This window comes from Aurantimonas sp. Leaf443, assembly GCF_001425575.1.
In the GTDB taxonomy this organism is placed as follows: Bacteria; Pseudomonadota; Alphaproteobacteria; order Rhizobiales; family Rhizobiaceae; genus Leaf443.
Window position 1 is genome coordinate 65958 of the sequence record NZ_LMRD01000009.1, and the last position, 26127, is coordinate 92084.

Here is a 26127-nt window from a genome sequence, read left to right on the forward strand (position 1 = left end):
CAGCATAAAGCCGCGACGCTCGGCGATGGACGGTTCGATGAAACCCTGGCTCCTTGAGATCTTCACCTGGTGGAACGGTCAGACGATCGGCACGAGGTTCCACACCTGGCGGTTCGGCCAGAAGGTGGGCTCGGACGATTTCGGCAATGTCTACTACCAGAATGCCGACGGCTCGCGCCGCTGGGTCATCTATAACGGGCCGGCCGAGGCCTCGACCATTCCGCCCGGCTGGCACGGCTGGATGCATCACCGCGTCGACACGCCGCCCTCCAAGGAGCTCTACAGGCCCCGCGAGTGGCAGAAGCCGCACGAGCAGAACCACACCGGCACCGGCAAGGCCTACCGGCCGAAGGGTTCGCTCCTCAGCCCCTCCGAGCAGCGTCCGCGGGTGACGGGCGATTACGACGCCTGGGTGCCGTGAGCGCGTGACCTCGCGCATGACGAAGGCCCCTTGCGGCCGCCGGCCCGCGATCGCCGTCCTCGCAGCTTTCCTTGCTGTCGGACTGTCCGGCGTGGCGCTGTCGCAGGAGGGCACGTTCGAGCAGTTCGAACTGGAGGGGCAGGCGGTGCCGCCGTCGGACGAGCCCGCGGTTCAGCCGCCGCCGTCCGGCCCCAAGCCGCGCGTGAAGGACCCCGTGGCGGTCTTTTCCGGTCTCGACAAGATCACCGGCCGCATCACCGCCTTCGACGTCTATGTCGACGAGACCGTGCAGTTCGGCGCCCTGCAGGTGACGCCGCGCGCCTGCTATTCGAGCGCCGAGGGCGAGGCGACACGCACGGACGCCTTCGTGGAGGTGGACGAGATCACGCTGGACCGCCAGATCAGGCGCATCTTCACCGGCTGGATGTTCGCCGATTCGCCCGGCCTCAACGCCGTGGAGCACCCGGTCTACGACGTCTGGCTGAAGAGCTGCAAAAGCGATTCGGCGGTGCCCGCGCCTGCGGGATAGAAGGTCGCGTCCTCGACGAGGGCTGCGGCCAGCCGCTCGCGATAGGCCGCGCGCGGGATTTCCAGAGCGCCGAACGTTTCCAGGTGCTCGGTGAGGAACTGGGTGTCGAGCAGCGTGAACCCGCCTCGGCACAGGCGCTCCCACAGGAAGGCGAGCGCCACCTTCGAGGCATCCGTCTCGCGCGAGAACATGCTCTCCCCGAAGAAGGCACCGCCGAGCGCGATGCCGTAGAGCCCGCCGACGAGACGGCCCTCCCGCCACGTCTCCACGCTATGCGCATAGCCCTCGCGGAACAGCGCCAGCGTCAGGTCGCGGATGTCGGCGTTGATCCAGGTCTCGGTGCGGCCGGGCGCCTTCTCGGCGCAGCCGTCGATGACGGCGGCGAAGGCGCTGTCGACGCGAATCTCGAACCGGCCCTGGCGGATGCGCTTGCGCAGGGACCGCGGGAGATGGAACGCCTCGAGCGGCAGGATGCCGCGCTCGGTCGGGTCGATCCAGAAGACGTCGTCGTCGTCGGCCCGTTCGGCCATCGGGAAGATGCCGGACGCATAGGCCTTCAGGAGGAGATCGGGCGTCAGCACCGTGCGCTGCGTGGGCCGCCGGGCCATCGTGTCGCGTCTCCGTGCGTTCCGGTCAGGCGACGAAGGGAAGGGCCCGTCGCCGCCCGGAGGCGGCGACGGGCGGGATCGCATGTCCGGCGGCGCCGGCCGCCGTCACGGCTTCTCGCCGGCCAGATACTGTTCCAGCCAGTGGATGTCGTAGGCGCCGGCGGCGATGTCGGAATTGTCGACGAGGTCGCGGAAGAGCGGCAGCGTCGTCTTCACGCCGTCGACGACGATCTCGTCCAGCGCGCGGCGCAGGCGCATCATGCATTCGGCGCGGTTGCGGCCGTGCACGATGAGCTTGCCGATGAGGCTGTCGTAGAAGGGCGGGATCGAATAGCCCTGATAGACGCCCGAATCGACGCGCACGCCGAGGCCGCCCGGCGTATGGTAATGCGTGATGCGGCCTGGCGAGGGCGCGAAGGAGCGCGGGTCCTCGGCATTGATGCGGCACTCGATCGCGTGGCCCTGGAAGGTGACCTCGGACTGCGTGACCGACAGGCCGAGCCCGGCGGCGACGCGGATCTGCTCGTGCACGAGATCGAGCCCGGTGATCGCCTCGGTCACCGGATGCTCCACCTGCAGGCGGGTGTTCATCTCGATGAAGTAGAACTCGCCGTTCTCGTACAGGAACTCGATCGTGCCCGCGCCGCGATAGGAGAGCTTGGCCATCGCTTCGGCGCAGATGCGGCCGATCTCGGCGCGCTGCTCGGGCGTCAGCGCCGGCGAGTTCGCCTCTTCCCAGACCTTCTGGTGGCGCCGCTGCAGCGAGCAGTCGCGCTCGCCGAGATGGATCGCCTGGCCCGCGCCGTCGCCGAAGACTTGGACCTCGATGTGGCGCGGCTTTTCCAGATATTTCTCGATATAGACCGCGTCGTCGCCGAAGGCGGCGCCCGCTTCCGTGCGCGCGGTGGACAGCGCGGTCGAGAGGTCGGCGCGCGAGCGCGCCACCTTCATCCCGCGCCCGCCGCCGCCGGCGGAAGCCTTCACCAGGACGGGATAGCCGATCTCTTCGGCGATGCGCATCGCCTCGTCGTCGTCCGTCACCGCGCCGGGCGAGCCGGGCACGACGGGAATGCCGAGCTTCTGCGCGGTGCGCTTGGCCTCGATCTTGTCGCCCATGATGCGGATATGATCCGCCGTCGGCCCGATGAAGGTGACGTTGTGGGCGTCGAGAATGTCGGCGAAGCGCGCGTTCTCGGAAAGGAACCCGTAGCCCGGATGCACGGCGTCGGCGCCGGTGATCTCGCAGGCCGCCAGGATCGAGGGGATGTTCAGGTAGCTGTCGCGGGAGGGAGGCGGGCCGATGCACACGCTCTCGTCGGCGAGGCGCACATGCATGGCCGCGTTGTCGGCGGTGGAGTGCACGGCCACCGTCGAGATGCCGAGCTCCTTGCAGGCGCGCAGCACGCGCAGGGCGATTTCGCCGCGATTGGCGATCAGGACCTTCTTGAACATGGCGCGGCCCCTACGAGATGACGACGAGGGGTTCGCCGTATTCCACGGGTTGCGCGTTCTCGACGAGGATCTTGGTGATCTTGCCCGAGCGGGGCGCCGGGATCTGGTTCATCGTCTTCATCGCCTCGACGATGAGGAGCGTCTCGCCCTCGGACACGTCCTGGCCGACCTCGATGAAGTTCTTCGCCCCGGGGGCGGCGGCCATGTAGACCGTGCCGACCATGGGCGAGGGCACCGTGCCGGGCTCGGGGCCCGTGGGCGCGGCGGCGATCGGGGCGAGCGGCGAGGGCGCGGCGGCCGGCGCCTGCTGCATCGCCCCCTGCGGGACCTGATAGGCCATCTGCGGATAGGCGGCCATCATCTCCTTCTGGCGCGACACGCGCACGCGCAGCGAACCGCGCTCGACCTCGATCTCCGTGAGATCGGTGTCGTTGAGGATGGTGGCGAGTTCCCGCACGAGGGCGGGGTCGACGCTGTGATCGTCTTGTTCGGACATTCTCTTCCTTCCGGTCCCGCCGGTACGGTCATGGAGCGAGGGACGTTTCGCCTTCGAAGGCCGCTCCGCCTGTCGCGGCGGATCGGTCCAATCGTCGACGGGGGTCCGTCTGGCCCTGCATGAGCGGATCGACGCAAATTCCTTTGCGATGCAGGCGTTTCCTATAGTGCGAACCCGCGCGGGGGGAAAGCTCCCTGCGCGTTCGCACAGACGCCCGGCCTAGCAGGCGGTCTTGCCGCATTCGCGCAGGCTGGCGACGCGTGCGGCGAGCTGTTCCTTGCCGACGGCGCCTGAGATGACCTCGTCGCCGATGACGTAGGTCGGCGTGCCGGTGAGTTGCAGCACGGAGGCCATGGCGTTGCTTTCGGCGAGCGCGTCCATCACCGCGGAAGACTGCATCGCCTTGCGGATCTCGGCCTCGGATACGCCGAGTTCCTCCGCGACGCCGAGCGCCTTGGCCTCGTTGGAAACGCCCGGCGCACCGAGCAGCGCGCGGTGATAGGCCGGGTATTTCGCCGGGGCGATCTGGCGGAAGGCAAGGCTCACATGGCTGGCCTCGGCCGAGTTCGGACCGAGGACCGGAATCTCCTTCAGGACGAATCGTAGCTTCGGATCGGCCTTCACCATCGCGTCCATGTCGGCCATCGCGTGCCGGCAGTAGCCGCAATTGTAGTCGAAGAACTCCACCACCGTGACGTCGCCGTCCGGGTTTCCGATCACCGTGCCTTCCGGGCTCGCATGGAGCGACGAGGCGATGGAGGCGACGGCCTTCGACTGCGCCGCGGCCTGCTGGGCCGACTGCTTGGCCTCGAGCGCGGTCATCGCCTCGACCAGCACTTCCGGATTGGCGACGAGATAGTCGCGCACGATCGCGCGGATGTCACGTGCCTGCGTCTCGTCGAAGGAGGTCTGCTGGGCGTTCGTGCCGGCCGTGCCGCCGAGAAGGGCGGCGGCGAGAAGGAGGGGACGCAGGACCAAGGGCCGGGACTTTCGCGGGAGGAAGGTGGGGAGGAAGGGCCTCAGCCCTTCGACTTGAGGATGTCGGCGGCGCGCTGCCAGGCGGGCGTGCCCGGCTTCAGCTTGCCCTGCGCGCGCGCGGCGAAGATCTTGGCATCGCGCAAGGCGCCCGACTGCCAGTAGCCTTCGGCGGTCGCAAGCTCGGCGCGGCCGACATCGCCCGTGCGCTCATAGGCCATGGCGAGGAAACGGTAGGCCTGTCCGTTGGCGGGGTCTGCGCGCAGGCCGGCCTCGAGCGACTCGATCGCGCCGGCCAGATCCTTTTTCGTGCCGCCCACGACAAGCGCCTGTCCGACCTCCGCCTTGAGGATGCCGGAACCGGTCTTGTCGAGCTTCTGCGCCTTCAGATAGGCCGCCGCCGCCTGTTCGCCGCGGCCCGCCTCCATCAGGATCTCGCCGCGGATCTCGTGGAACCACGGATTGGTCGGACGTTGCGCGATCAGCGCATCGATCTTCCTCAGCGCCGCTTCCGAAGAGCCTTCGAGATGCGTCGCGATCGCGTCGCCATAGAGCGCCGGCAGGCTGCGGGGGCTGCGCGCGAAGGTGCGGCGCACGGCGCTCGCGCCCTCGCCATAGGCGACGATCTTGGCCCGCGCGAAATCGTGGCGCTCGATCGCGTCGGCGGAATCCGTCACGCCGTAATAGGGGCTCTCGGCCGCCGCGGTCTGCAGCGAGGCGATGCGCTCGCGCGGGACGGGATGGGAGGAGAGATAGCTGCGGCCGCCGCCGCGCGAGAAGACGCTGTTGCGCTCGAGCGTCTCGAAGGTGCGGATGAGGCCGCGCCCGGAGAGCTTGGCCTTCTCCAGATAGGTGAGGGCGGCGCGGTCGGCGGTCGATTCCTCGCCGCGCTGGTAGCTCATCAGTCCGCGCTGGGCGACGGCGCCGCCGCCCATCATCATGCCCGACCCGGCGCCCGCCGCGCCGCGCGAGCCGGAGGCCGCGCCCGCGACCGCCACGCCCGCGCCCAGCACGCCCGTGATGAGCGCCAGCGTCTTGGCCTGCTCCATCTGCTCGCGCAGCCGCTGCTGATGGCCGCCCGCCAGATGGCCGATCTCGTGCGCGAGAATGCCGGTCACCTCGTTCGGCGTCGTCGTGTTCAGGATCGTGCCGGTGTTCATGAAGATGCGCCGCCCGGAGACGAAGGCGTTGAAGTCCGGCGAGTTGACGAGGACGATCTCGATGCCCGAGCGCGACAGGCCGGCGGCCTTGAGGATCGGGGCCGCGTAGGAGGCGACGAGCGCCTCGATCTCCGCATCGCGCACGATGGGCACGCCCGTCCGCTTGCGGGGCGCGGCCTGCGACGGCACGGCCATGGCCAGGGTCATGAGGGCGGCGACGAGGCGGAACCCGAGTGCCCGGCGCTTGCGTGACTTCATGAGGCTCCTCCCGTCCCGACGACCCTTCAGCGCGGTCCCATGGGCGCCCGCACGGCCGCGGCGCGGCGACGGGCCCTTGCGGCCCTGCCGCCCGAAGGGTTTACAAGGCGCCGGCGCGAAAACAAGCCGCGCGGGCGACGGCCTTGCCCGACCGTCCTCAATCCTCATTGCAATCGGGCGAAATCGAGGCCGGACAAGGATATCGCTGGCATGACCGAGTTGCTTCTCGAACCGTCGCTGCGCTCGCGCATCGACCCGTTCCGCGCCATGGACGTGCTCGCCGAGGCCAACCGCATGGTCGCGCGGGGCCTGCCGGTCCTGTCGCTCGCGGTGGGCCAGCCCGCGGCGCCCGTGCCCGAGATCGCCCGGCAGGCGGCGCGCAGGATGCTCGACCACGGCCGCGTCGCCTATACGGACGCGCTCGGGCGGATGTCGCTGCGCACGCGCATCGCCCGCCACTATGCCGACCATTACGGGCAGGAGATCGACCCGGCGCGCGTGATGGTGACGACCGGCTCCTCCGCCGGCTTCAACCTCGCCTTCCTCGCGGCCTTCGATCCCGGCGACAGGATCGCCATCGCCTCGCCCGGCTATCCCGCCTATCGCAACATCCTGCGCGCGCTCGGGCTCGTGCCCGTCGAGATTCCGGTGGACGCCGCGACCGCCTATATCTTCACGGCCGACCACCTGCGCGCCGCAAACGAGGCGGGGCGCGTCGCCGGCGTCCTCGTCGCCAGCCCCGCCAACCCGACCGGCACGCTGACGCCGCCGGACGAGTTGCGGCGCCTCGTCGCCTATGCCGACGCCAACGCCATCCGCTTCATCTCCGACGAGATCTATCACGGCCTCGTCTACGAGGGGCACGAGACGACGGCGCTCGCCTTCTCGGACCAGCCGATCGTGGTGAACTCGTTCTCCAAATATTACTGCATGACGGGATGGCGCATCGGCTGGCTGGTGATGCCGCCGAACCTCGTGCGCGCCGCCGAGCGCATCGGGCAGAGCCTCTACATCTCGGCCCCCGAACTCAGCCAGGTGGCGGCCGAAGCCGTCTTCGACGCGCGCGAGGAACTGGAACTTGTGCGGGCCGGCTACCGGGCGAACCGCGATCTCCTGGCGGAGCGCCTGCCGGCGCTGCGCTTCTCGCAGATCGCCCCGATCGACGGGGCCTTCTACGCCTATGCCGCCATTCCCGACGGTTTCGAGAGCTCGACGGTTTTCGCCCGGACGGTGCTGGAGCGATGCCATGTCGCGATCACGCCGGGCACGGATTTCGACCTGCAGCGCGGCGAGCGCTTCGTGCGGCTGTCCTATGCCTGCGACCACGAGACGCTGCGAGAGGCGCTCGATCGCATGGCGGCCTTCCTCGACGCCGGCTGACATCAGCCCCGCACAGGTCGAACGAAGAAGGGCGGACCGCAAGGCCCGCCCTTCTTCATTTCAATCGGCCCGAACCGGTCGCCGGCTCAGAGGAAGCCGCGGCGCGACCACCAGCCGGAGCGACGCGGCTTCTCGGCCGTCGCGTCCTCGCTGGAAGCCCCTGCGCCGCTGGAAGTGACGACCGGCTCCGTCAGAGCGGGCCGGGACTCGTCCTCGCGGTCGTCGTCGTTCGCCGCGGCGCTCTCAGGGTTATCCGCCGCTTCGGGCTCGGCCGGGATCTCGGCCGCGACGGGCGCGGGCGTCTCGTGGGCCTCTGGCGTCGGAGCCGCCTCGTACGCCCTCGTCGCCTCCGCCGGCTCGGCCTCGGTTTCCGGCGTCACGTCGACGGGAACCGCCTCCGGCAGGATGGCGTCGAGCGCTTCGGCGTCCATCGGGGTCTGCACCGCGTCGGACAGGGCATCGGAGGCGGCGACGTCCGAGCCTTCGCCCGCCTCGCCATTCTCCTCGCGGCCACGGCGACCGCCGCGACGCCCGCGCCGGCGGCGCTTGCCGCGGCCGCGACCGTCGTCCTCGCCGCCATCCGTCTCGCCGGGCTCGACACCTTCGGCCTCGACCTCGGCGTCGCTCTCGCCGTCGCTCTCGCCGGTTTCGTCGTCGCCCTCGTCGGCATCGTCGCTCTCGGACGCGTCGAGACCCGCCTCGTCGCCGACCTGGCCTTCATCGCCGCGACGACCGCGCCGACGCCGGCGCTTGCGACGCTTGCCGCCATCGGCGCGCGCCTCGACCTGCGTCTCCTCGGCCGTCTCGTCCTCCGCCTCGATCTCCTCGGCCTCGACGTCCATCACGGTCTCGTCGGCGAGATCCTCCGGCGTCGGCTCCGGGAAGGCGGTCTGTTCGAGAGCCAGAGCCTCCGGCGAGCGCTCGTGCTTGATCGCTTCCGGGCCCTGCTCGATTCGGATGCTCTGGTGGCCGGCGCTGTCGTCGGCCTCGATCACGATGCGCAGGTCGTGATGACGCTCGAGCTCGCCGATCGTCTTGCGCTTCTCGTTGAGGACGTAGAGCGCCGTCGCGGTCGGCACCTTCACGATCACGTCGTGCGTCGAATGCTTCTGCAGATGCTCCTCGATGGTGCGCAGGACATGCAGCGCGAGCGAGGAGGACGAGCGGATCATGCCGGCGCCCTCGCAGACCGGGCAGGTCTGCATGGTGGATTCGAGGACGCTGGCGCGGATGCGCTGGCGGCTCATCTCCATCAGGCCGAAATGCGAGATCCGGCCGACCTGGATGCGGGCGCGGTCGTCCTTCAGGCAGTCCTTCAGGCGCTTCTCGACGGCGCGGTTGTTCCGCTTCTCCTCCATGTCGATGTAGTCGATCACGATGAGGCCGGCGAGGTCGCGCAGGCGCAGCTGGCGCGCCACTTCCTCGGATGCTTCGAGATTCGTCTGGAGCGCCGTGTCCTCGATCGAATGCTCGCGGGTGGAGCGGCCCGAGTTCACGTCGATCGAGACGAGCGCCTCGGTCTGGTTGATGATGATGTAGCCGCCGGACTTCAGCGTCACGTGCGGATGCAGCATCTTGTCGAGCTGGGATTCGATGCCCTGGCGCGCGAAGATCGGCGTCGGGTCGCGATAGGGCTGCACGACCTTCGCCTGGCTCGGCATCAGCATGCGCATGAAGTCCTTGGCTTCACGGTAGCCGCTTTCGCCCGAGACGAGGATCTGGTCGATGTCCTTGTTGTAGAGGTCGCGGATCGAGCGCTTGATGAGGCTGCCCTCCTCGTAGACGAGGGCGGGCGCCGTCGAGGTGAGGGTGGTGCTGCGCACCGTCTCCCACAGGCGCATCAGGTATTCGTAGTCGCGCTTGACCTCGGCCTTGGTGCGGTTGGCGCCGGCCGTGCGCAGGATGATGCCCATGCCGCGCGGCACTTCGAGTTCGCGCACCACGTCCTTCAGACGCTTGCGGTCCGCCACGTTGGTGATCTTGCGCGAGATGCCGCCGCCGCGCGCCGTGTTCGGCATCAGCACGGAATAGCGGCCGGCGAGCGACAGATAGGTGGTGAGCGCCGCGCCCTTGTTGCCGCGCTCTTCCTTCACGACCTGGACGAGCAGGATCTGGCGGCGCTTGATGACCTCCTGGATCTTGTACTGGCGGCGCTGGCGCTGCTGGCGGACCGGCACCTCCTCCATCGCGTCCTCGGAGCCGAGATCGTCGATCTCCTCGGGCTCCTCGCCGGACTCGTCGTCCGACGAATCCTCGGAGGAGGACCGGCTGCGCTCGCGGCCGCGGCCGCGGCGACCGCCCGAGCGTCCACGGCCGCGACGGGTCTGCCCCTCTTCGCCGCCCTCGGAGGCGCTCGCCTCGCCGTCCTCGCCGTCGGTCTCGCCCGTCTCTTCGTCGTCGCGATCGTCCTCGTCGGAGGCCTGCGCGTCGACATGGGCCTCCTCGTCGCCCGAGGGCTCATCCGTCTCGTCGCCGGCCGTCTCGGAGACGCTGTCGCCATCCTCGCGGCGGGCCGGACGGGCGGGGCGCTGCTTGGCCTTGGCGCGGCTCTGGCGCTCCTCCTGCTCCTCGTCCTCCTGGGCCCGGGCGAGTTCCTCCTCGATCAGCGCCTGACGGTCGGCCTTCGGAATCTGGTAGTAGTCGGGATGGATTTCGCTGAAGGCGAGGAAACCGTGCCGGTTGCCGCCGTATTCGACGAAGGCGGCCTGCAGCGAAGGCTCGACCCGCGTGATCTTCGCGAGATAGATGTTGCCCTTGAGCTGCTTCTTGTGCTGCGATTCGAAATCGAATTCTTCGATCCTGTTGCCGCGAACGACAACTACGCGCGTCTCTTCCTGATGAGACGCATCGATGAGCATCTTGTTTGCCATTGATGAACTCCGGGGCGGGTGGCCGCCGCCGAAGACCGGCTGTCGAGACAGACAGGGATACGGCAGCGGGCGGACCCGCATGGATCGCGACCGAAAGGCGCTCGTCCTCGCGACAGCGACGCCTGTCCAGACCTTGCGGTCGCTGGAGTGTCGGCATCGGTCTCGCGTGAAATTGGGAGCACTATCGCGACCTAGAACAATCGGGATGGTCGCTGAGGCAACCGATGGAACGTTGAGTGGGGCGGCGTCTTCGGAAAAGCTCGCACCCACCGCGGAGCCGGAGACGAGGCTCGCCGCCGGCCACAGATAATTTCACAAGGCCGCTCGACGCGGTCCGCATGTCGCCTGGATCCCTCGGGGCCGGTGGAAAGCCGTCTCGCGTGGCGCGGCGGCGACCGGTATCCGGATCGGATGCGACTCGGAAGGAGCGTCGTCCTGAGCCTCAATTCTGCTTTTATGATGGGGAAGGCCAACAAACAAGCAGAAAGCCCCGGTGGTCGTCTTGACGGCGGCCGCGGGGAAGCCCCGCGCAAGGCGCGGGCGCTAGCGGGGAGGGCCGTCACCCCTCTTTGTCTCCCGCCGGAGAAGAGATGCGCAGCACCGTCCTGGCCCTCGGCCTCTCTGTCCTGGCCGTCCTCGCGCCGATCGGCGCCGGTGCCGCGGAGCCCGCCGAGGACCGCTCGGCGATCATCACGGCCATCGACCAGGCCGCGCGGCCGAACGCCTTCGACGTCACCTTCACGCTGCGCGGCGACAGCCGGGCGAGCGTCCTGCGTCTCAGGAACCCGGACCGGGTGGCGATCGACTTCCCGTCCGCGCTGCCCGCCGCCGCGCTTTCGGCGATCTCGGCCAACCCGCTCGTCTCGGAGGTTCGTCACGGTCTCGTGGCCGCGGACCGCTACCGCTTCATCTTCAAGCTCGCAAAGCCGGCTGACGCGGCCCTGACACGCGATACGGTCGAAGGGGGCGAGAAGATCACGCTGGCCTTCACGCCGGCCGCCCGGCCGACGGGCGGCGTATCCGCGGCGGCGGCGCCGAGAGAGACGATGGTGCCGACCTCGGCACCGGCGCCCCGCGAGCCGAAGGGGCGGGCGGTGGTCGTGATCGACCCCGGCCATGGCGGCATCGACAATGGCGCGGTCTCGAAATCGGGCACGCAGGAGAAGGCGATCAACCTCGCCTTCTCCCGGGAACTCGCCGCAGCCCTCGAGAAGACCGGCACGGTCGAGGTGGTCCTGACGCGCCGGGACGACACGTTCATTCCGCTCGACGAGCGCTCGCAGATCGGCCGGCGCCGCAAGGCCGATCTCTTCGTGTCGATCCATGCCGATTCGATCCGGCACGGCGATCTGCGCGGCGCCACCGTCTACACGCTCTCGGACCGGGCGTCCGACGATCTCGCGAGCCAGATCGCCGACAGCGAGAACGCCGCCGACCGCTTCGCGGGCCCGGAGGGGATGGAGGAGAAGCCCGAGGTCTTCGACATCCTCGTGGATCTCACGCGCCGCGAGACGGTGAGTTTCTCGGAGCATTTCGCGACCTCGCTCGTGGAAGGGTTCGGCGCCCACGACGTGCGCCTCATCAAGAACCCGAAGCGCTCAGCGGGCTTCAAGGTCCTGAGGGCGCCGGACATGCCGTCCGTGCTAGTGGAGCTCGGCTACCTGTCCAATCCCGACGACGAGAAGCTCCTGACCGACCCGGTCTGGCGAAAGCGCACGGCGGAGGCGATCGCGCAGGCGACGACGCAGTTCCTCGCGCGCCACCAGAAGACGGTCGCCGAGACCGGCCGCTGAACGATCCTTCCTCTCGCCGGCGGCGTCCGAAGGCATGGATTGCACGCGCGACTGTGGTAATCACACAACGGAGACGGACAAGGCGCGCGCGAAGGGCCCTCGCTTCATCGCCTCGCCGCAATTGCGGTTGAGGGAGCGACAGGGCGCACGCGCGTGACAAGGCCCGGGCACCGCTGGCCCGGTAGATGTGATACCCGCTCGGCGGCCGAGGTCGCCCGTGGCAGACCCGGCACCCGCAGGAACGCGGACGGAGTTTCGATGATCAGATTGCTCGGCTACTTCTTCGGGATCGGAGCGGTTCTGTTCCTGCTCGTGGCGGGCGGCATCGCCTGGTATGTCGAGGGCATGGCCAAGGACCTGCCGGACTACCAGGTCCTGGCCGACTACGAGCCGCCGGTGACGACCCGCGTCCACGCCGCGGACGGCGCTCTCATGGCCGAATACGCCAAGGAGCGGCGCCTCTTCCTGCCCATCCAGGCCGTGCCCGCCCTCGTCAAGAACGCCTTCCTCTCGGCCGAGGACAAGAATTTCTACACCCATCCCGGCGTCGACGTCGAAGGCATCGGCCGCGCCGTCCTCATGCAGATCAAGGGCGGCCCGCTGCAGGGCGGCTCGACCATCACCCAGCAGGTCGCCAAGAACTTCCTCCTCACCAACGAGCGTACCTACGATCGCAAGATCAAGGAGGCGATCCTCTCGCTGCGCATCGAGCAGGCCTATTCCAAGGACCGGATCCTCGAGCTCTATCTCAACGAGATCTATCTCGGCCTCGGCTCCTACGGGATCGCGGCGGCCTCTCTGTCCTATTTCGACAAGGCGGTGAACGAGCTGACGATCGACGAGGCGGCCTATCTGGCGGCGCTCCCGAAGGCGCCGGAGAACTACAACCCGTTCCGCTCCAAGGACGCGGCCGTCGCCCGGCGCAACTGGGTGATCGACCAGATGGTCTCCAACCGCTTCGTCTCGGCCGAGGACGGAGCGGCCGCCAAGGAGCGTCCGCTCGCCATCAACCCGCGCGCCTCCGGCCTCTACCTCGCCGCCTCGCAATATTTCACCGAGGACGTGCGCCGCGAGATCATCCAGCGCTACGGCGTCAAGGCCCTCTACGAGGGAGGCCTGTCGGTGCGCACCACGCTCGACCCCAAGCTCCAGTCCGAGGCGCTGGCCGCGCTGCGGCGCGGCCTCGTCGATTTCGACCAGGCGCGCGGCTATCGCGGTCCCGTCAAGACGATCGACATCGGCAGCGACTGGGGCAAGCCGCTCGGCGAGGTGCCGGCGCTCGCCGACGTGCCGGAATGGCGCCTCGCCGTCGTGCTCGGTGTCGAGACGGGCGGCGCGAGCATCGGCCTGCAGCCCGCGCGCACCGTTTCGGGCGCGCTCGGCAGCGACCGCGAGGTCGGCCGCATCGATCTGTCCGACATGAAATGGGCGCTGCGCCTCAACACGGCGACGCGCAAGGGCGGCGTGCGCGGGGCGGACGACGTCCTGTCGCGCGGCGACGTGGTCTATGTCGAGAAGAAGGGCGAGGGCGATTCCTACCGCCTGCGCCAGCCCCCCAAGGTGCAGGGCGCGCTCGTCTCGATGGAGCCGCGCACCGGCCGCGTGCTCGCCATGGTCGGCGGCTTCTCCTTCTCGGAATCGGAGTTCAACCGCGCGAGCCAGGCCTATCGCCAGCCCGGCTCCTCGTTCAAACCCTTCGTCTACGCCGCCGCCCTCGACAACGGCTACACGCCCGCCTCGGTCGTGCTGGACGCGCCGATATCGCTGCCGGACGGCAATGGCGGTTTCTGGACGCCGTCGAACTACGGCGGCGGCTCCGCCGGCCCCTCGACGCTGCGCCTCGGCATCGAGAAGAGCCGCAACCTCATGACGGTGCGCCTCGCCAAGGACATGGGGATGGAACTCGTGGCCGAATATGCCGAACGCTTCGGCATCTACGACAAGCTCGGCCGCTATCTGCCGATGGCGCTGGGCGCCGGCGAGACGACCGTGCTGCGCATGGTCTCGGCCTATTCGGTCATCGCCAACGGCGGTCGCTCGCTCGAGCCGTCGATGATCGACCGCGTGCAGGACCGGTACGGGCGCACGATCTACCGCCACGACGAGCGCCGCTGCGCCACCTGCAACGAGCCGAGCTTCGAGAACCAGCCCGAGCCCGAACTCGTCGACGAGCGCGACCAGGTTCTCGATCCGATGACGGCCTACCAGATCACCTCCATGATGGAGGGCGTCGTCCAGCGCGGCACGGCGACGATCCTGAAGGAGCTCGGCGTGCCCGTCGCCGGCAAGACCGGCACGACCAACGACGAGAAGGACGCCTGGTTCGTCGGCTTCACGCCCGATCTCGTGACGGGCGTCTACATGGGCTACGACAATCCCCAGCCCATGGGCCACGGCTCGACGGGCGGCGGCCTCGCGGCGCCGATCTTCCTCGACTTCATGCGCGACGCGCTGAAGGGCAAGCCGCCGGTGGACTTCAACGTGCCCGAGGGCATGGAGCTCATCGCGGTCAACCGCAAGACCGGCATGCGCGCCGGCGAGGGCGGCTCGGACTCCATCATGGAGGCCTTCAAGCCCGGCACCGGCCCCTCCGACAGCTACGACGTGATCGGCATGGACGCCGTGGCCGCCTCCGACACGCGCCGCGAAGTCTCGCCGGAGGCCTCGCAGGCGATCGTGCAGGGTGCGGGCGGGCTGTTCTAGCCAAGCGGCGCCACGGCCCCTATACAGCCTTCGCAAGGGGCGGGCGTTCAGTCCGCCCCTTTCGCTTGACCGGAGGCCCGAGCCTCCGCCCTGCAACACCGAACGACGGGAGATCGAGGCTTGCGTGCCGAAATCGAGACCATGGTCGACGAAATCCAGCAGGCCATAAGCCTGCTGAGGAGGCATCTTTGACTGGGATCAGTCCCTCAGACGCCTGAACATCCTCAATAGCCAGGCCGAGGATCCCTCGATCTGGAACGACCCGGCCGAAGCCCAGAAGCTGATGCGCGAGCGCCAGCAGCTGGACGAGGCGATCGGCGCCATCAACTCGCTGCAGCAGCGGCTCGACGACAATATCGAGCTGATCGGCATGGGCGAGGAGGAAGGCGACAAGGAGATCGTGCGGGACGCCGAGGACGGCATCCGGGCGGTGCGTTCGGAGGTCGCCAAGCGGCAGATCGAGACCCTCCTCTCCGGCGAGGCCGACGGCAACGACACCTATGTCGAGGTCCATTCCGGGGCCGGCGGCACGGAGAGCCAGGACTGGGCGGCGATGCTCCTGCGCATGTACATGCGCTGGGCCGAGCGCTCGAAGATGAAGGTGGAACTGCTCGAGCAGCATGCCGGCGAAGAGGCGGGCATCAAGTCGGCGACGCTGATGGTCAAGGGCCACAACGCCTACGGCTTCATGAAGACCGAATCGGGCGTGCACCGTCTCGTGCGCATCTCGCCCTATGACAGCCAGGCGCGGCGGCACACGTCCTTCGCGTCGGTCTGGGTCTATCCGGTGGTGGACGATTCGATCACGATCGACATCAACGAGTCGGACTGCCGCATCGACACCTACCGCTCGTCCGGCGCCGGCGGCCAGCACGTGAACACGACCGACTCGGCGGTGCGCATCACGCACATTCCGACGAATATCGTGGTGCAGTGCCAGAGCGAGCGCTCGCAGCACAAGAACCGGGCGACCGCCTGGAACATGCTGCGCGCCCGGCTCTACGAGGCCGAGCTGGAACGGCGCGAGGCCGAGGCGAACGCCCAGGCCGCGTCGAAGACGGATATCGGCTGGGGTCACCAGATCCGGTCCTACGTCCTCCAGCCGTACCAGCTGGTGAAGGACCTGCGCACCGGCGTCGAGCGCACCACGCCCCAGGAGGTGCTGGACGGCGACATCGACGAGTTCATGGAAGCGGCGCTCGCCCATCGCGTCCATGGCGGCGACGAGGCCATCGCCGACGTCGACTGAGGTCGCGCCGGGTTCGGAGTCTGGAGAGGGCGGTCCTTCGGGGCCGCCCTTTTCGTTTGCGCGGGGAAGCCGTCAGCCGATCTCGGCGATGCGCTCGCCGATGCGGAAGAAGCGCTGCGGGTCGATGGCCTGGCCGTCGCGGCGGATCTCGTAGTGGAGATGCGGCCCTGTGCTGCGGCCGGTGGAGCCGGAGGCGCCCAGCGCCGAGCCGCGGTCGACGCTCTGCCCGACCGCGACGTCGATCCGCGCCAGATGGGCGTAGCGCGTGGTGATGCCGTTGCCGTGATCGATCTCGACCAGGTTGCCGTAGCCGCCGCTCGGACCTGCCGAGACGACCCGGCCGGCGGCGGTGGAGAGAACCGGCGCGCCCGGCGAGACGGCGTAGTCGATGCCGGCATGGAGCGCCGAACGGTTCAGGAACGGATCCGGCCGCACGCCGAAGGTGGAGGAGACGAGGCTCGCGGCCATGGGCTGGCGCAGCGGCAGCGTGTCGGCGACGTCCCGGGCCTGCTGAAACGCGTCGAGCGCCGTCTCGAGTTCGGCGCAGCTCTCGTCGAAATCGGTCGCCGCAGGCGCCGGCTCGAAGGGCCCGCCGATGCCGCGCGCCGGAGCCTCCAGCCGCTGCGGGGTGGCGAGGCCCTCCGCGCGCAGCACGGTCGCGATCCTCACCGCCTTGCGTCGCGCTTCCTCGGCGAGAACGCGAACCTGACCGAGTTGCCCCTCGGCGGCCCGCACCGTCCGGTCGATCTCCCCGAACATGCTGTCGGACGCTTCCCGCAGCGTTGCGGCCGCGGCGAAGCCGGTCGAGGCCGGTTGCGGAGCGAGTGCGGAGACGCGGTCGAGCGCGGCGGAGGAGGCGACCGGGGCGAAGCCGAGAAGGCTTGGCGCGGCGGCCGTCCGGTCGGCGGGACCGTCGCCGCGTCCGGCATCGCCCGGTCGGGCGGTCGGCAGCGGGGCGGGGGGAGGCAGGAGGCCGGTCGCGGCGGCGCGTTCGAGAAGCGGGCCGAGCCGGTCGTAGCGCTCGGCCAGCTGTTCCTGCTGGTCGAGGAGCACATCCACCTTCGTCTGCACCGTCTTCTGGGCGATCACCTGCCGGCTCTTCAGCATGTCGAGCTGGGCGCGCAGGAGGGTGATGCGCTGCTCGTAGGCGCTCGCCGTCTCGCGCTGGCCGGCCGCGATCGTGGCGTTGATGTCGTCGCCCATGACGTAGAGGACCGGCAGCGCCAGAAGGGCCGCCGCCGCGCTGCAGGCGAGGACGCCCGCCGCCAGGAGCGTGCGGTGGCCGATCGTCACGTGGCGCACCGAATCGCCGCGGGCGAGGATCAGCGTGTGCGGAACCCTGCGCGCGCCGAAGCTCGTCGTCTTTTCGTGGAGAGGCATGGCTTCGTCCGACCTGAATCAGGGCGCCCGGAGGGAGCGGCAGGTCGATTAGAAAGCGTTAGGGTTAACGCCTTCCTAAGGCGCGGCCCCGTGCGGGGACGCTCGCACGACGGTCAGCTCGAAAGCGGCGAGAGGGCGCGGTAGAAGGTCGGCGTGAGGCCGGCTTCGGCGCGCGCCCGGTCGTTGAAGGGCGCCTTCACCTCGCCGCGGAAGCAGGCGCGCACGAGCGTGCCGAACCGCTCGGCGGGGTTCACCCGCTCGCGGGCGCAGAGGAAGCGGAACCACTTGGCCCCGATCGCGACATGCTTCTTCTCGTCCTCGTAGATGATGGAGAGGATGGCCGCCGTCTCGTCGTCTCCCACCGCGTTCAGCTTCTCGAGGAGCGAGGGCGTGACGTCGAGCCCGCGTGCCTCGAGGATGAGGGGCACGATGGCGAGGCGAGAGGCGAGATCGTGCGCCGTCACCTCCACGGCCTGCCACAGCCCGTCATGGGCCGGAAGCGCGCCGTAATGCGAGCCGAGCACGCGAAGGCGCTCCGAGAGGAGGCCGAAATGCTTCGCCTCTTCCATCGCCACCGTCATCCAGCCGTCGAAGAAGGAGCGCGGCACGCGCTCGACGGCGAAGCGCGCGACGATATCGAGCGCGAGGTCGATGGCGTTCAGTTCGATATGGGCCAGCGCATGGATCAGGGCGATCCGCCCCTCCGGCGTATGCACGGAGCGCCGCTTCACCGTGCGCGGCGGCACGAGGTCGGGCTTGGCCGGGCGCCCCGGCCGCGCGGGCAGCGGCGGGTCGAGCGGGGCATGGAGGCCGAGGCGCCGCTCGAACCAGAGGGTGCCCGCCTCCTGCGTCCGCCGGGCCTTCTGCGCGAGATCGGCCTCGCCCAGCGCCTCGATCGCGGCCTGCCGCAGCGTCTGCGGGCGCGCCTCGCTCATGCCGCGACCGTGCGGGCGGCGGCGAGCACCGCCTCGGCATGGCCGGGCACCTTCACCTTCGGCCAGACGGCGGCGATGGTTCCGGTCGCGTCGACGAGCAGCGTGGAACGCTCGACGCCCATGTAGCTGCGCCCGTACATGCTCTTCTCCACCCAGGCGCCCGCGGCTTCCAGCAGGCTCTTTTCCTCGTCGGCGAGAAGCCTGACCTTCAACCCGTGCTTGTCGCGGAACTTGGCGTGCTTCTTCGCCGAATCCGGCGAGACGCCGATGACCGGCACGTCGATCGCGGCGAATTCGCTCTCGAGCGCGGTGAAGTCGATCGCCTCCTTCGTGCAGCCGGTGGTATCGTCCTTCGGGTAGAAATACAGAACGAAGGGGCGGCCCTTGAGATCGGCAAGCGATACCGTGGCGCCGCCTTCGTCCGGCAGGGCGAAGTCGGGGCAGGGGGAACCGACGGTCAGGGTCGTCATCGTGCCATCCTTTCGGCGGATTGAACTGGGAGAGCGCCGGTCGGTCGAAGCGGCGGCGTGCGCGGTGGCACGGCCTGTGGCGCCTCGGCGCAGATTTCGGCCGGTCCTGGTTCTTTTCAAGAGCCGCGCCAGCTTGGTCTGCCAGCATGGGCCGGGTTCGAGGCGGGGAGTGACAGGGATGCGGCAGGCCTTTGCGGCGCGTGCGTTTTCGCGCCCCGCCCATGGCGAGGGCACGGCTCTTTGACGCGCCTTCTGGCCGGGTTCGCCAGCCTTCTCGTCGCCATCGTCCTCTGCCTCGCCGCCGCGGTCGGCTACCTGACGGCGACGCCCGCCGGGCAGGCCTTCCTGCGCGGCCATGTCGAGCGCCTGGCGTCCGCCGCGCTCGGGCCGGACATTGAAGTCGAACTCGGTGCCCAGCGTCTCGACTTCGCGGCGCGCGGCGCGGTCGGCATCGCCTTCGACGACGTCGTCCTGCGCCATCGGACCGACAGGACCCGTCTGGCCACCTTGTCGCAAGGGTCGGTCGGCGTCAGCATCGGCGCGCTCCTGCGCGGGCGTGTCGATCTCGACGCGATCCGCATCGACGGCCTGCGCGTCGATCCCTCGCTCGCCGACCGGTTCGGCTCCGGCACGCCCGATCCCGACCGGATCATCGCCGGCATCGACAGGGGCATCGCCGCCCTGCGCCGGCTCGGTCTCTCCAGCATCGAGATCGAGGATGCCGGGCTGATCGACCGGCCGCAGGGCCCGCGCCTCGTCTCGCTCGACCTGACCGAAGAGGGCGCGGACACGTTCGCCCTCGCCGCGACGGTCCGCGTGGCCGACCGGCTGATCGCGGCCGACGCCTCGGCCACGCTTGCCGCCGATGCCGACCGGCTCCAGGCCCTTTCCATCGCGGTGCCCGACATCGCGCTCGTCTCGCCGGGCGATGGAGCGGCCTCCGGCGCGACGCTGGGCCTTGCGCTCTCGACGAGCGTATCGGCCGGAACGCGCACCTTCCTCCTGGCCGCCGACGCCGCCGTGCCCCTGCACGAGCCGGTCGAGGCCCTCGGGTCGCCCGCGCCCGGCGACGCGGCCCGTCACGTGACGCTGCCCGAGCGGACCCGGATCGAACTCGCCTATGTCGAAGGCTCGGGATCGCTCTCGCTTCGGCCGCTGCGCCTCGACTTCGGGAGGGCGGCCGCCACGCTCGAAGGCCGCATCGCATTGCGGGCGGACGAGCGCGGCGCGCGCGGCATCGAGCTTTCGACGCGCGAACTCGTCTCCACGGTCGGTGCGGACCCGCAGACCGCCGAGGCGGCGCGCCTGTCCGTCTCGGGCGCTCTCGAGGCGGACGGCACGCTCGACCTCCCGAAGCTTCGGCTCGAGGCGGGGGGCGGCACCATCGACGGTTCGGCCCGCTGGACCGGCGGAACGGGGCCGGACAGCCGGATCGGCGTGTCGCTTGCCGGCGAGAATGTCTCGGCCGCGGCCGTGCGGGCCTTCTGGCCCGTGCTGATCGCCCCCGAGACACGCGACTGGGTGCTGAAGCATGTCGATCCCGCGGGCGCCGTGGCGGATGCGCGCTTCGAGTTCGGCGTCAGCTGGCCGCGGCTCGTCGAGATGACCGTGCCCGGCCACGGGCCGTCTCCCGAGGAACTGCGTCTCGACGCGCGCATCGTCGCCGCCGGCTTCGGTGTTCTGGAAACTATGCCCCGGTTGCGAAACGTGTCGCTGCGCGTCGCGGTGGCCGGCGGCGATACGCGCATCGACTTCGACGAGGGGCGCATCGACGGCGCGGAGGGCGTGACGGTGAAGCCGTCCTCCATCGCGTTCCATCGCCGCGATGTCGGGCGCGTCGGCGCCGAAGTCGCGCTCGCTTTGTCCGGCGACCTCGGCGAGATGCTGGCCGTCGCCGACAACCCGCCGATCCGCGCGCTCGATCGCATCGGCTGGAAGCGCGAGGATGTCTCGGGCCGGGCCGATGTCGCGATTGCCGTCGATCTGGGTCTCGGGCGCGGCGTGGCGCAGTCGGACATCCTGGAAAACTGGTCGGTGCTCGCCGACGTGAAGGGCGCCGACCTCAGGCGCAGCATCGAGGGGCGCCGGCTGGCGAATCTGACGGGGACCGTCAGCGTCTCGCCCGGCACGGCCATCGGCACGCTCGACGGCACGCTGGACGGCATTCCCGCCCGGATCGAGTTCACCCGCCCGTTCGCGCCCGACCCGGTCGGCACGCCCAGCCTCGCGATCGAGGCGAAGCTCTCCGACGCGGTTCTCGCCGACCGGCTGCCGGGCCTGAAAACTCTCCTCGACGGTCCGGTGGCCGCCAAGCTGGTGCAGGCGGGCGAGGCATTCGATGCCGAGATCGACCTGCGCGACGCGCGGCTGACCCTGCCGGGCGTCGAATGGACCAAGGGCAAGGGTGTGCCCGCGAAGCTGACCTTCAAGGCGGCCTTCTCCGAGGGCGGCCTCACCCGCGTCAGCGACGCGAAGCTCTCGGGCGAGGGATTTGCGGCCGTCGGCGCGGCCGAGATCGATCGCGAGGGGCTCAAGACCCTGCAGCTCGACCGGGCCGTCTTCAATGCGGGCGACGACTTCCGCCTGCAGTTGCAGCGTACGAAGAACGGGCTTTCGGCGGTCCTCAAGGGCGACCAGTTCGACGCGCGGCCGATCCTCGCGAGCCTTCGCGCCTCGGCCGGCCGCAAGGGCGGTGGCGGCGGGGGCGGCGCGCGCGATCTCGACGTCACCGTCGATCTCGGCCGCCTCGTCGGCTTCGGCAAGGAGACCCTGCGCGGCGTCTCGCTCGCCTTCGCACAGCGCGGCGGACGCCTCGCGAGCGCCCGGTTCGACGGCGAGAGCCCAAGTTCCGCGCCGCTCAGCCTCGCGCTCGACGGCGAGAAGGGCGTGCGCCGCCTGTCGCTCGCGACCTCGGATGCCGGCGTGCTCCTGCGCTTTGCCGGCGTCTATCCCCGCATGGCCGGGGGTCAGGCGCGGGTCGAGCTGCAAGGCTCCGACAAGGCCGGCTATACCGGCGCCCTGCGCATCGACGGATTCACGCTCGTCGACGAGCCGCGGCTCGCCAGCCTCGTCGGCACCACGTCGTCTTCGGACGACGCGTCGCTCGCCCGCGCCATCGGCCGCGACATCGAGGTGGCGAACGCCTATTTCGACACCGCCTCCCTGAGCCTTTCCTATCGCGACGAGCGCCTCGTGGTGGAGGACGGCATCGTGCGCGGCCCGGTCTTCGGCTCGAGCTTCGCCGGGCTCCTGCATGACGGCGCGGGCGGCATCGACATCGGCGGCTCCTTCATGCCGGCCTACGGCATCAACCGCATCTTCGGCGCGCTCCCCTTCGTGGGCGGCATCCTCGGCAACGGCAACGAGGGCGGGCTGATCGGCATCACCTACCGCCTCAGCGGCGCCTTCGCCGACCCCACGCTCGCCATCAATCCCATCTCGGCGATCGCGCCGGGCATCTTCCGGCGCATCTTCCAGATGTAAGATCGCCGTGCGTCTGGCCTGACCCGTCTTCATGACGCGATCCGAAGGGTCGGTTCATGAGCGGGCCGGCACAGGCCGTCAGGCGGTCGCGAGCGCCTCGCGCAGCCGACGGGCATGCTCGGCGAGGAGCTCCGGATCGGCCATCGCGCCCGAATGCGCCCGCGGCGCCACGCCCTCGCGCATCGGCATGACATGGACGTGGAGGTGGAACACGGTCTGGCCGGCCGCCGTCTCGTTGAACTGGGCGATCCGCACGCCGTCGGCGCCGAAGGCGGCCTTGGCGGCGCGGGCGACGCGCGCGACGAGCGGCAGGAGCTGCGACAGCGTCTCCGGCGAGGCGTCGAGGAGGTTGCGGGAGGGCGCCTTGGGGATGACGAGGCAATGGCCGTCGACCTGCGGCATCACGTCCATGATGACGAGGGCGACATCGTCCTCGTGCACCGTCTGGCTCGGGATCTCGCCGCGCAGGATCTTCGCGAAGATATTGCCGTCGTCGTAGCTCGTCACGTCACCGTCTCCCGCCATCGCGCCGGTCGCGCCGGCCACGGGAGAAGGCCTAGCCGATCAGGGCGACTTCTTGAACGGGGTATGTTCGGAGAGGACGGCCTGCACCTCGGCCACGTTCTCGCGCTCGCGCACCAGATAGTCCTCCACCGCGTCTCGCAGGCCGGGATGGGCGATGAAATGCGCCGAATGCGTCGTCACCGGCTCGTAGCCGCGCGCGAGCTTGTGCTCGCCCTGCGCGCCCGCCTCGACGACGGCGAGACCCGTCTCGATCGCGTGCTCGATGGCCTGATGGTAGCAGACCTCGAAATGCAGATAGGGATGGTCCTCGATGCAGCCCCAGTTGCGCCCGTAGAGCCGGTCGGCGCCGATGAAGTTCAGGGCTCCGGCGATGTAGCGCCCCTGCCGGCGCGCCATCACGAGGAGGATGCGGTCGGCCATGCGCTCCCCGATCAGGCTGAAGAAGCGCCGGTTGAGATAGGGCCGCCCCCATTTGCGGCTGCCCGTGTCCATGTAGAACTCGAAGAAGGCGTCCCAGACCGCCTCCGTCAGATCCGCGCCGGTCAGCCGCTCGATGGAGATGTCGTCCGCCAGCGCCTCGCGCCGTTCCTTGCGCAGCGCCTTGCGCTTGCGCGAGGCGAGGCTTTCGAGAAAGTCCTCGTAGGAGCCGTAGCCGCGATTGACGAAATGGAACTGCTGGTCGGTGCGTGCCAGCCAGTCGCCGGCCGCCTCGAAGGCGAGGCGGTCCGCCTCGTCGAGGAAGGTCGCGTGCGCCGAGGAGATCGAGGTCTGGCCGACATAGGCCTCGAGCCCCTGCACGAGGGCGGCCCGGCGCGTTTCGGACCCGGCGCCGGCGCCGACGAGGAGGCGCGGCCCGGTCGCGGGCGTGAAGGGCACCGAGACCTGGAGCTTGGGATAGTAGCGCCCGCCCGCCCGCTGGAAGGCATCGGCCCAGCCATGGTCGAAGACATATTCGCCCTGGCTGTTGTTCTTCAGATAGGCCGGCACGAGGCCGATCGGCCGTCCGTCCGGCGCTTCCAGGACCAGATGCTGCGGCAGCCAGCCGGCGCGCTGGCCGACGCAGCCCGATTCCTCCAGCGCGGAGAGGAAGGCGTAGGAGACGAACGGGTTGCCCGGTCCGGCGCCGTTCGCCCCGCAGCGCGCGAGACCGTCCCAGGCTCCGGCGCCGATCGAGGTGATGGAATCGGCGACGCGCACGACGAAGCCGGCGTCCGCGTCCTGTCCGTCGTCATGCTGCGGTTGCGTCATGGACGGAGACTTATGCCTTTCGTCGCGCGCCGCAAGCGTCACGCCTGCGGCGTGAAGCCCTCGAAGGTCATCTGGTGGGCCTGCGCCGTGGTGAGCTCGACGCCCTCGCGATCGCGCACCGTCCAAGTGACGACGGCCCCGCCTGAGGCGATCACCGTATCGACGAAGGGATTGGGCAGGTCCTCCACGCGATAGGAGACGAAGCTGCAACCGCGGGCGTAGACGCGGGCGTGGCGATCGAGCATCTCGGGGCTGCGCCCTTCGGCCGTCAGCCCGACCGGACGCCCTGTCCCGGCCTCGATCATCTGGTCGATCAGCCACTCGTCGAAGGACATGAGGGCGATCCGGCCGCCATAGCGCTGGAGTTCGGGCGCGAGTGCGGCGAAATAGCCCACATCCTCCTGCGGACTGCGGCCCTTCAGCTCCATCACGATCGGCACGCGCCCGTCCACGGACGAGAGGAACGAGGCGAGCGTCGGCACCGGCCAGGCCGATCCCGTCAGGCGCAGTTCCGCGACCCTTGCATCCGAGGTCCCCCGAAACTCGCCCGCCACGCCGCAGAGGCGCTGCAGCGTGTCGTCGTGAAAGATGTAGGGCGTGCCGTCGCGCGAGAGCTGGACGTCGCATTCGATGGCGAAATGCCCGTCGGCGGCCGCGAGCGCGGCGGGAATGGAGTTCTCCGGCCGGTCGCGCGCGGCGTCATGCAGGCCGCGATGGGCGATGGGCCGCTCCACGAGCCATTCCAGCGGTCCGCGATAGGCGTCCATCAGTCGATCTCGAACAGGGCTTCGATCTCGACGGCGGCGTCGAGCGGCAGGGACGGCACGCCGACGGCCGAGCGGGAATGGCGCCCCTTGTCGCCGAGGATCTCGACGAGGAAGTCGGACGCGCCGTTGGCCACCTTGTGCTGCTCGGTGAAGCCGGGATGGCTGGCGACGAAGACGGTGAGCTTCAGGAGGCGCGCGATGCGCGAGAGGTCTCCGTCGAGCGCCGCCCTGGCCTGGGCGAGGATGTTGATCGCGCAGGCGCGCGCCGCGCCCTGGGCGTCCTCCAGCGAGACCGTCGCGCCGACCTTGCCGGCGGCCGTGAGCTTGCCGCCCGACAGCGGCAGCTGGCCGGAGGTCTGCAGCATGCGGCCGAAGGTGACGAAGGACACGTAGTTGGCGGCCGGTGCCGCAGCGTCGGGCAGGGTGACGCCCGCGGCGGCGAGCCGGGCTTCGATGCTGTCGGCCATGCTGTTGTCTTCCTTCTCGCGTGGGAATATCACCGAAGCACTGCGATGCGGCATCGCCGGCGCAGTGCGGTTCGGCGCGCGGCAGATCGGTACTCCATCGGCCGCGCCAACAAAAGGGACAACCGCCGATGCGACGGACCTTCGCCACGACGCTCTCACTCGCGGCCCTGGGCGTCTCGGCCCTGCCGTCCGAGGCCGCGGCGCTGGCCTCGCACCGCGCGTCCTACGAACTGCGCCTGAAGGGCCAGTCCGACGAGCTGACGGGTGCGGACGGGCGCATCGCGCTGGAAGTCTCGCGTCCCGATTGCAAGGCCTACAAGCTCGACTACCGGTTCGTGGCCCGTTTCCAGCAGGAGCAGGAACTGACGGTCACCGACCAGCGCACGACCTCCGTCGAGAGCCTGGACGGCAAGACCTTCTCGTTCGAGACCAAGACCTTCATCGACAGCGCCGCGGACAACGAGGTTCGCGGCACGGCGACCACCGCGGGGTCGCAGACGGTGGTCGCGCTGGCCGAGCCGGAGACGCGACAGATCACGATTCCCGCGGCGCTCTTTCCCATGCAGCACACCGGGCAGCTGATCGAGAAGGCCAAGGCCGGCCAGCGCATCGTCGAGACGGCGATCTTCGACGGCGACGAGGACGCCGACAAGCGCCTGACCAGCACCGCCGTCATCTCCGCCCGGTCGGCGCCCGCCGCCGCGCCCGGCGCGGTCCCGGCGGTGGTCGAGAAGCTGAAGGGCCTCGGCGCCTGGCGCGTCAGCGAATCCTTCTACAATTCCGACAGCGATCCCGACGGGATGCCGATCTTCGAGACGGCCTATACGCTCTACGAGAACGGCGTCTCGGACGACCTCCTTCTGGTCTTCGACGGCTACACGTTCGAAGGCGACCTCGCCACGCTCGACATGCTGGACAGCCCGGCCTGTCCCTGAGCGAAAGGCAGCCCGGGCAGGGG

Annotated in this window: 21 protein-coding genes; 8 read left to right on the forward strand and 13 right to left on the reverse strand. The window is 69.7% G+C overall.

From position 1 onward, the window contains the following. Nucleotides 1–37: 37 nt before the first annotated feature. Together ASG48_RS13840 and ASG48_RS13845 are read left to right on the forward strand one after the other, a co-directional pair. Nucleotides 38–421: an NADH:ubiquinone oxidoreductase subunit NDUFA12 gene (locus ASG48_RS13840; RefSeq protein WP_055850890.1), complete on the forward strand. Its 384-nt coding sequence runs from the start codon at nucleotides 38–40 to the stop codon at nucleotides 419–421. A gap of 16 nt (nucleotides 422–437) precedes the next feature. Continuing rightward, complete coding sequence (locus ASG48_RS13845; protein WP_348271145.1) at nucleotides 438–950, forward strand: DUF2155 domain-containing protein; 513 nt, start codon at nucleotides 438–440, stop codon at nucleotides 948–950. Here ASG48_RS13845 and aat read toward each other — a convergent pair. The 5 genes from aat to ASG48_RS13870 all read right to left on the reverse strand — a co-directional run bounded on the left by aat (nucleotide 890) and on the right by ASG48_RS13870 (nucleotide 5899). After that, complete coding sequence (aat, locus tag ASG48_RS13850; protein ID WP_055850893.1) at nucleotides 890–1558, reverse strand: leucyl/phenylalanyl-tRNA--protein transferase; 669 nt, start codon at nucleotides 1556–1558, stop codon at nucleotides 890–892. The genes ASG48_RS13845 and aat overlap by 61 nt on opposite strands. Nucleotides 1559–1663: 105 nt before the next feature. Continuing rightward, nucleotides 1664–3010, reverse strand: coding sequence for an acetyl-CoA carboxylase biotin carboxylase subunit (gene accC / locus ASG48_RS13855; protein ID WP_055850896.1), 1347 nt, complete (start codon nucleotides 3008–3010; stop codon nucleotides 1664–1666). A 10-nt stretch (nucleotides 3011–3020) separates the two neighbouring features. Continuing rightward, nucleotides 3021–3506 (reverse strand): acetyl-CoA carboxylase biotin carboxyl carrier protein, encoded by a 486-nt coding sequence (gene accB / locus ASG48_RS13860; RefSeq protein WP_055850900.1) that lies wholly within the window; start codon nucleotides 3504–3506, stop codon nucleotides 3021–3023. Between the two features lie 219 nt (nucleotides 3507–3725). After that, nucleotides 3726–4484: a DsbA family protein gene (locus tag ASG48_RS13865; RefSeq protein WP_055850902.1), complete on the reverse strand. Its 759-nt coding sequence runs from the start codon at nucleotides 4482–4484 to the stop codon at nucleotides 3726–3728. Between the two features lie 41 nt (nucleotides 4485–4525). Further along, nucleotides 4526–5899, reverse strand: a complete 1374-nt coding sequence (locus tag ASG48_RS13870) for a M48 family metalloprotease (protein WP_055850905.1) — start codon at nucleotides 5897–5899, stop codon at nucleotides 4526–4528. Nucleotides 5900–6109: 210 nt separating this feature from the next. Here ASG48_RS13870 and ASG48_RS13875 point away from each other — a divergent pair, with 210 nt between their 5' ends. Then, complete coding sequence (locus tag ASG48_RS13875; RefSeq protein ID WP_055850908.1) at nucleotides 6110–7279, forward strand: aminotransferase class I/II-fold pyridoxal phosphate-dependent enzyme; 1170 nt, start codon at nucleotides 6110–6112, stop codon at nucleotides 7277–7279. Nucleotides 7280–7365: 86 nt separating this feature from the next. Here ASG48_RS13875 and ASG48_RS13880 read toward each other — a convergent pair whose 3' ends face one another. Next, nucleotides 7366–10149 (reverse strand): ribonuclease E/G, encoded by a 2784-nt coding sequence (locus ASG48_RS13880; RefSeq protein ID WP_055850910.1) that lies wholly within the window; start codon nucleotides 10147–10149, stop codon nucleotides 7366–7368. A gap of 590 nt (nucleotides 10150–10739) precedes the next feature. Between ASG48_RS13880 and ASG48_RS13885 the strand changes: the two genes are divergently transcribed. The 3 genes from ASG48_RS13885 to prfB all read left to right on the forward strand — a co-directional run bounded on the left by ASG48_RS13885 (nucleotide 10740) and on the right by prfB (nucleotide 15894). Next, nucleotides 10740–11942: an N-acetylmuramoyl-L-alanine amidase gene (locus tag ASG48_RS13885; RefSeq protein ID WP_244486905.1), complete on the forward strand. Its 1203-nt coding sequence runs from the start codon at nucleotides 10740–10742 to the stop codon at nucleotides 11940–11942. Nucleotides 11943–12200: 258 nt separating this feature from the next. Continuing rightward, nucleotides 12201–14645 (forward strand): penicillin-binding protein 1A, encoded by a 2445-nt coding sequence (locus ASG48_RS13890; protein WP_055850913.1) that lies wholly within the window; start codon nucleotides 12201–12203, stop codon nucleotides 14643–14645. 120 nt (nucleotides 14646–14765) lie between these two features. Further along, a protein-coding gene (prfB, locus tag ASG48_RS13895; RefSeq protein WP_156381612.1) for a peptide chain release factor 2 occupies nucleotides 14766–15894 on the forward strand; the annotation gives its coding sequence in 2 pieces (ribosomal slippage) (nucleotides 14766–14834 and nucleotides 14836–15894; 1128 coding nt in all). Nucleotides 15895–15966: 72 nt separating this feature from the next. On the opposite strand, the gene ASG48_RS13900 is transcribed toward prfB, so the two are convergent. From ASG48_RS13900 to ASG48_RS13910, 3 genes are all read right to left on the reverse strand, one after another. Next, nucleotides 15967–17274 carry a M23 family metallopeptidase gene (locus ASG48_RS13900; RefSeq protein ID WP_055850918.1) on the reverse strand — a complete coding sequence of 436 codons (1308 nt, stop codon included), beginning with the start codon at nucleotides 17272–17274 and terminating at the stop codon, nucleotides 15967–15969. 113 nt (nucleotides 17275–17387) lie between these two features. Continuing rightward, nucleotides 17388–18209, reverse strand: coding sequence for a ferritin-like domain-containing protein (locus ASG48_RS13905; RefSeq protein WP_055850922.1), 822 nt, complete (start codon nucleotides 18207–18209; stop codon nucleotides 17388–17390). Next, nucleotides 18206–18679, reverse strand: a complete 474-nt coding sequence (locus tag ASG48_RS13910; protein ID WP_055850925.1) for a peroxiredoxin — start codon at nucleotides 18677–18679, stop codon at nucleotides 18206–18208. Before ASG48_RS13910 ends, ASG48_RS13905 begins: the two co-directional genes overlap by 4 nt. Before the next feature lie 240 nt (nucleotides 18680–18919). On the opposite strand from ASG48_RS13910, the gene ASG48_RS13915 reads away from it, so the two are divergent. Continuing rightward, on the forward strand, nucleotides 18920–22162 hold the full coding sequence (locus ASG48_RS13915; RefSeq protein WP_055850928.1) for a hypothetical protein: 3243 nt from the start codon (nucleotides 18920–18922) through the stop codon (nucleotides 22160–22162). A 78-nt stretch (nucleotides 22163–22240) separates the two neighbouring features. Here the strand turns inward: ASG48_RS13915 and ASG48_RS13920 are convergent, their stop codons facing one another. From ASG48_RS13920 to ASG48_RS13935, 4 genes are read right to left on the reverse strand one after another with little or no spacing between them, the layout of a single operon-like run. Further along, entirely contained in the window at nucleotides 22241–22669 is a 429-nt protein-coding gene (locus ASG48_RS13920; protein WP_055850930.1) for an HIT family protein, read from the reverse strand. A gap of 57 nt (nucleotides 22670–22726) precedes the next feature. Further along, nucleotides 22727–23935: a GNAT family N-acetyltransferase gene (locus ASG48_RS13925; protein WP_055850934.1), complete on the reverse strand. Its 1209-nt coding sequence runs from the start codon at nucleotides 23933–23935 to the stop codon at nucleotides 22727–22729. Between the two features lie 38 nt (nucleotides 23936–23973). Next, complete coding sequence (locus ASG48_RS13930) at nucleotides 23974–24702, reverse strand: glycerophosphodiester phosphodiesterase family protein (RefSeq protein WP_055850937.1); 729 nt, start codon at nucleotides 24700–24702, stop codon at nucleotides 23974–23976. Then, complete coding sequence (locus ASG48_RS13935) at nucleotides 24702–25169, reverse strand: RidA family protein (RefSeq protein WP_055850939.1); 468 nt, start codon at nucleotides 25167–25169, stop codon at nucleotides 24702–24704. Before ASG48_RS13935 ends, ASG48_RS13930 begins: the two co-directional genes overlap by 1 nt. Before the next feature lie 128 nt (nucleotides 25170–25297). Here ASG48_RS13935 and ASG48_RS13940 point away from each other — a divergent pair, with 128 nt between their 5' ends. Continuing rightward, nucleotides 25298–26104: a DUF1849 family protein gene (locus tag ASG48_RS13940; RefSeq protein WP_055850942.1), complete on the forward strand. Its 807-nt coding sequence runs from the start codon at nucleotides 25298–25300 to the stop codon at nucleotides 26102–26104. Nucleotides 26105–26127 lie beyond the last annotated feature (23 nt).

Coding starts and splice junctions, on each gene's coding strand:
- ASG48_RS13925 (WP_055850934.1), bottom strand. CDS start 23,935: ATGACGCAACCGCAGCATGACGACGGACAGGACGCGGACGCCGGCTTC.
- accB (WP_055850900.1), bottom strand. CDS start 3,506: ATGTCCGAACAAGACGATCACAGCGTCGACCCCGCCCTCGTGCGGGAA.
- ASG48_RS13940 (WP_055850942.1), top strand. CDS start 25,298: ATGCGACGGACCTTCGCCACGACGCTCTCACTCGCGGCCCTGGGCGTC.
- aat (WP_055850893.1), bottom strand. CDS start 1,558: ATGGCCCGGCGGCCCACGCAGCGCACGGTGCTGACGCCCGATCTCCTC.
- ASG48_RS13845 (WP_348271145.1), top strand. CDS start 438: ATGACGAAGGCCCCTTGCGGCCGCCGGCCCGCGATCGCCGTCCTCGCA.
- ASG48_RS13870 (WP_055850905.1), bottom strand. CDS start 5,899: ATGAAGTCACGCAAGCGCCGGGCACTCGGGTTCCGCCTCGTCGCCGCC.
- ASG48_RS13930 (WP_055850937.1), bottom strand. CDS start 24,702: ATGGACGCCTATCGCGGACCGCTGGAATGGCTCGTGGAGCGGCCCATC.
- ASG48_RS13880 (WP_055850910.1), bottom strand. CDS start 10,149: ATGGCAAACAAGATGCTCATCGATGCGTCTCATCAGGAAGAGACGCGC.
- ASG48_RS13885 (WP_244486905.1), top strand. CDS start 10,740: ATGCGCAGCACCGTCCTGGCCCTCGGCCTCTCTGTCCTGGCCGTCCTC.
- ASG48_RS13905 (WP_055850922.1), bottom strand. CDS start 18,209: ATGAGCGAGGCGCGCCCGCAGACGCTGCGGCAGGCCGCGATCGAGGCG.
- ASG48_RS13840 (WP_055850890.1), top strand. CDS start 38: ATGAAACCCTGGCTCCTTGAGATCTTCACCTGGTGGAACGGTCAGACG.
- ASG48_RS13900 (WP_055850918.1), bottom strand. CDS start 17,274: ATGCCTCTCCACGAAAAGACGACGAGCTTCGGCGCGCGCAGGGTTCCG.
- accC (WP_055850896.1), bottom strand. CDS start 3,010: ATGTTCAAGAAGGTCCTGATCGCCAATCGCGGCGAAATCGCCCTGCGC.
- ASG48_RS13935 (WP_055850939.1), bottom strand. CDS start 25,169: ATGGCCGACAGCATCGAAGCCCGGCTCGCCGCCGCGGGCGTCACCCTG.
- ASG48_RS13910 (WP_055850925.1), bottom strand. CDS start 18,679: ATGACGACCCTGACCGTCGGTTCCCCCTGCCCCGACTTCGCCCTGCCG.
- ASG48_RS13875 (WP_055850908.1), top strand. CDS start 6,110: ATGACCGAGTTGCTTCTCGAACCGTCGCTGCGCTCGCGCATCGACCCG.
- ASG48_RS13890 (WP_055850913.1), top strand. CDS start 12,201: ATGATCAGATTGCTCGGCTACTTCTTCGGGATCGGAGCGGTTCTGTTC.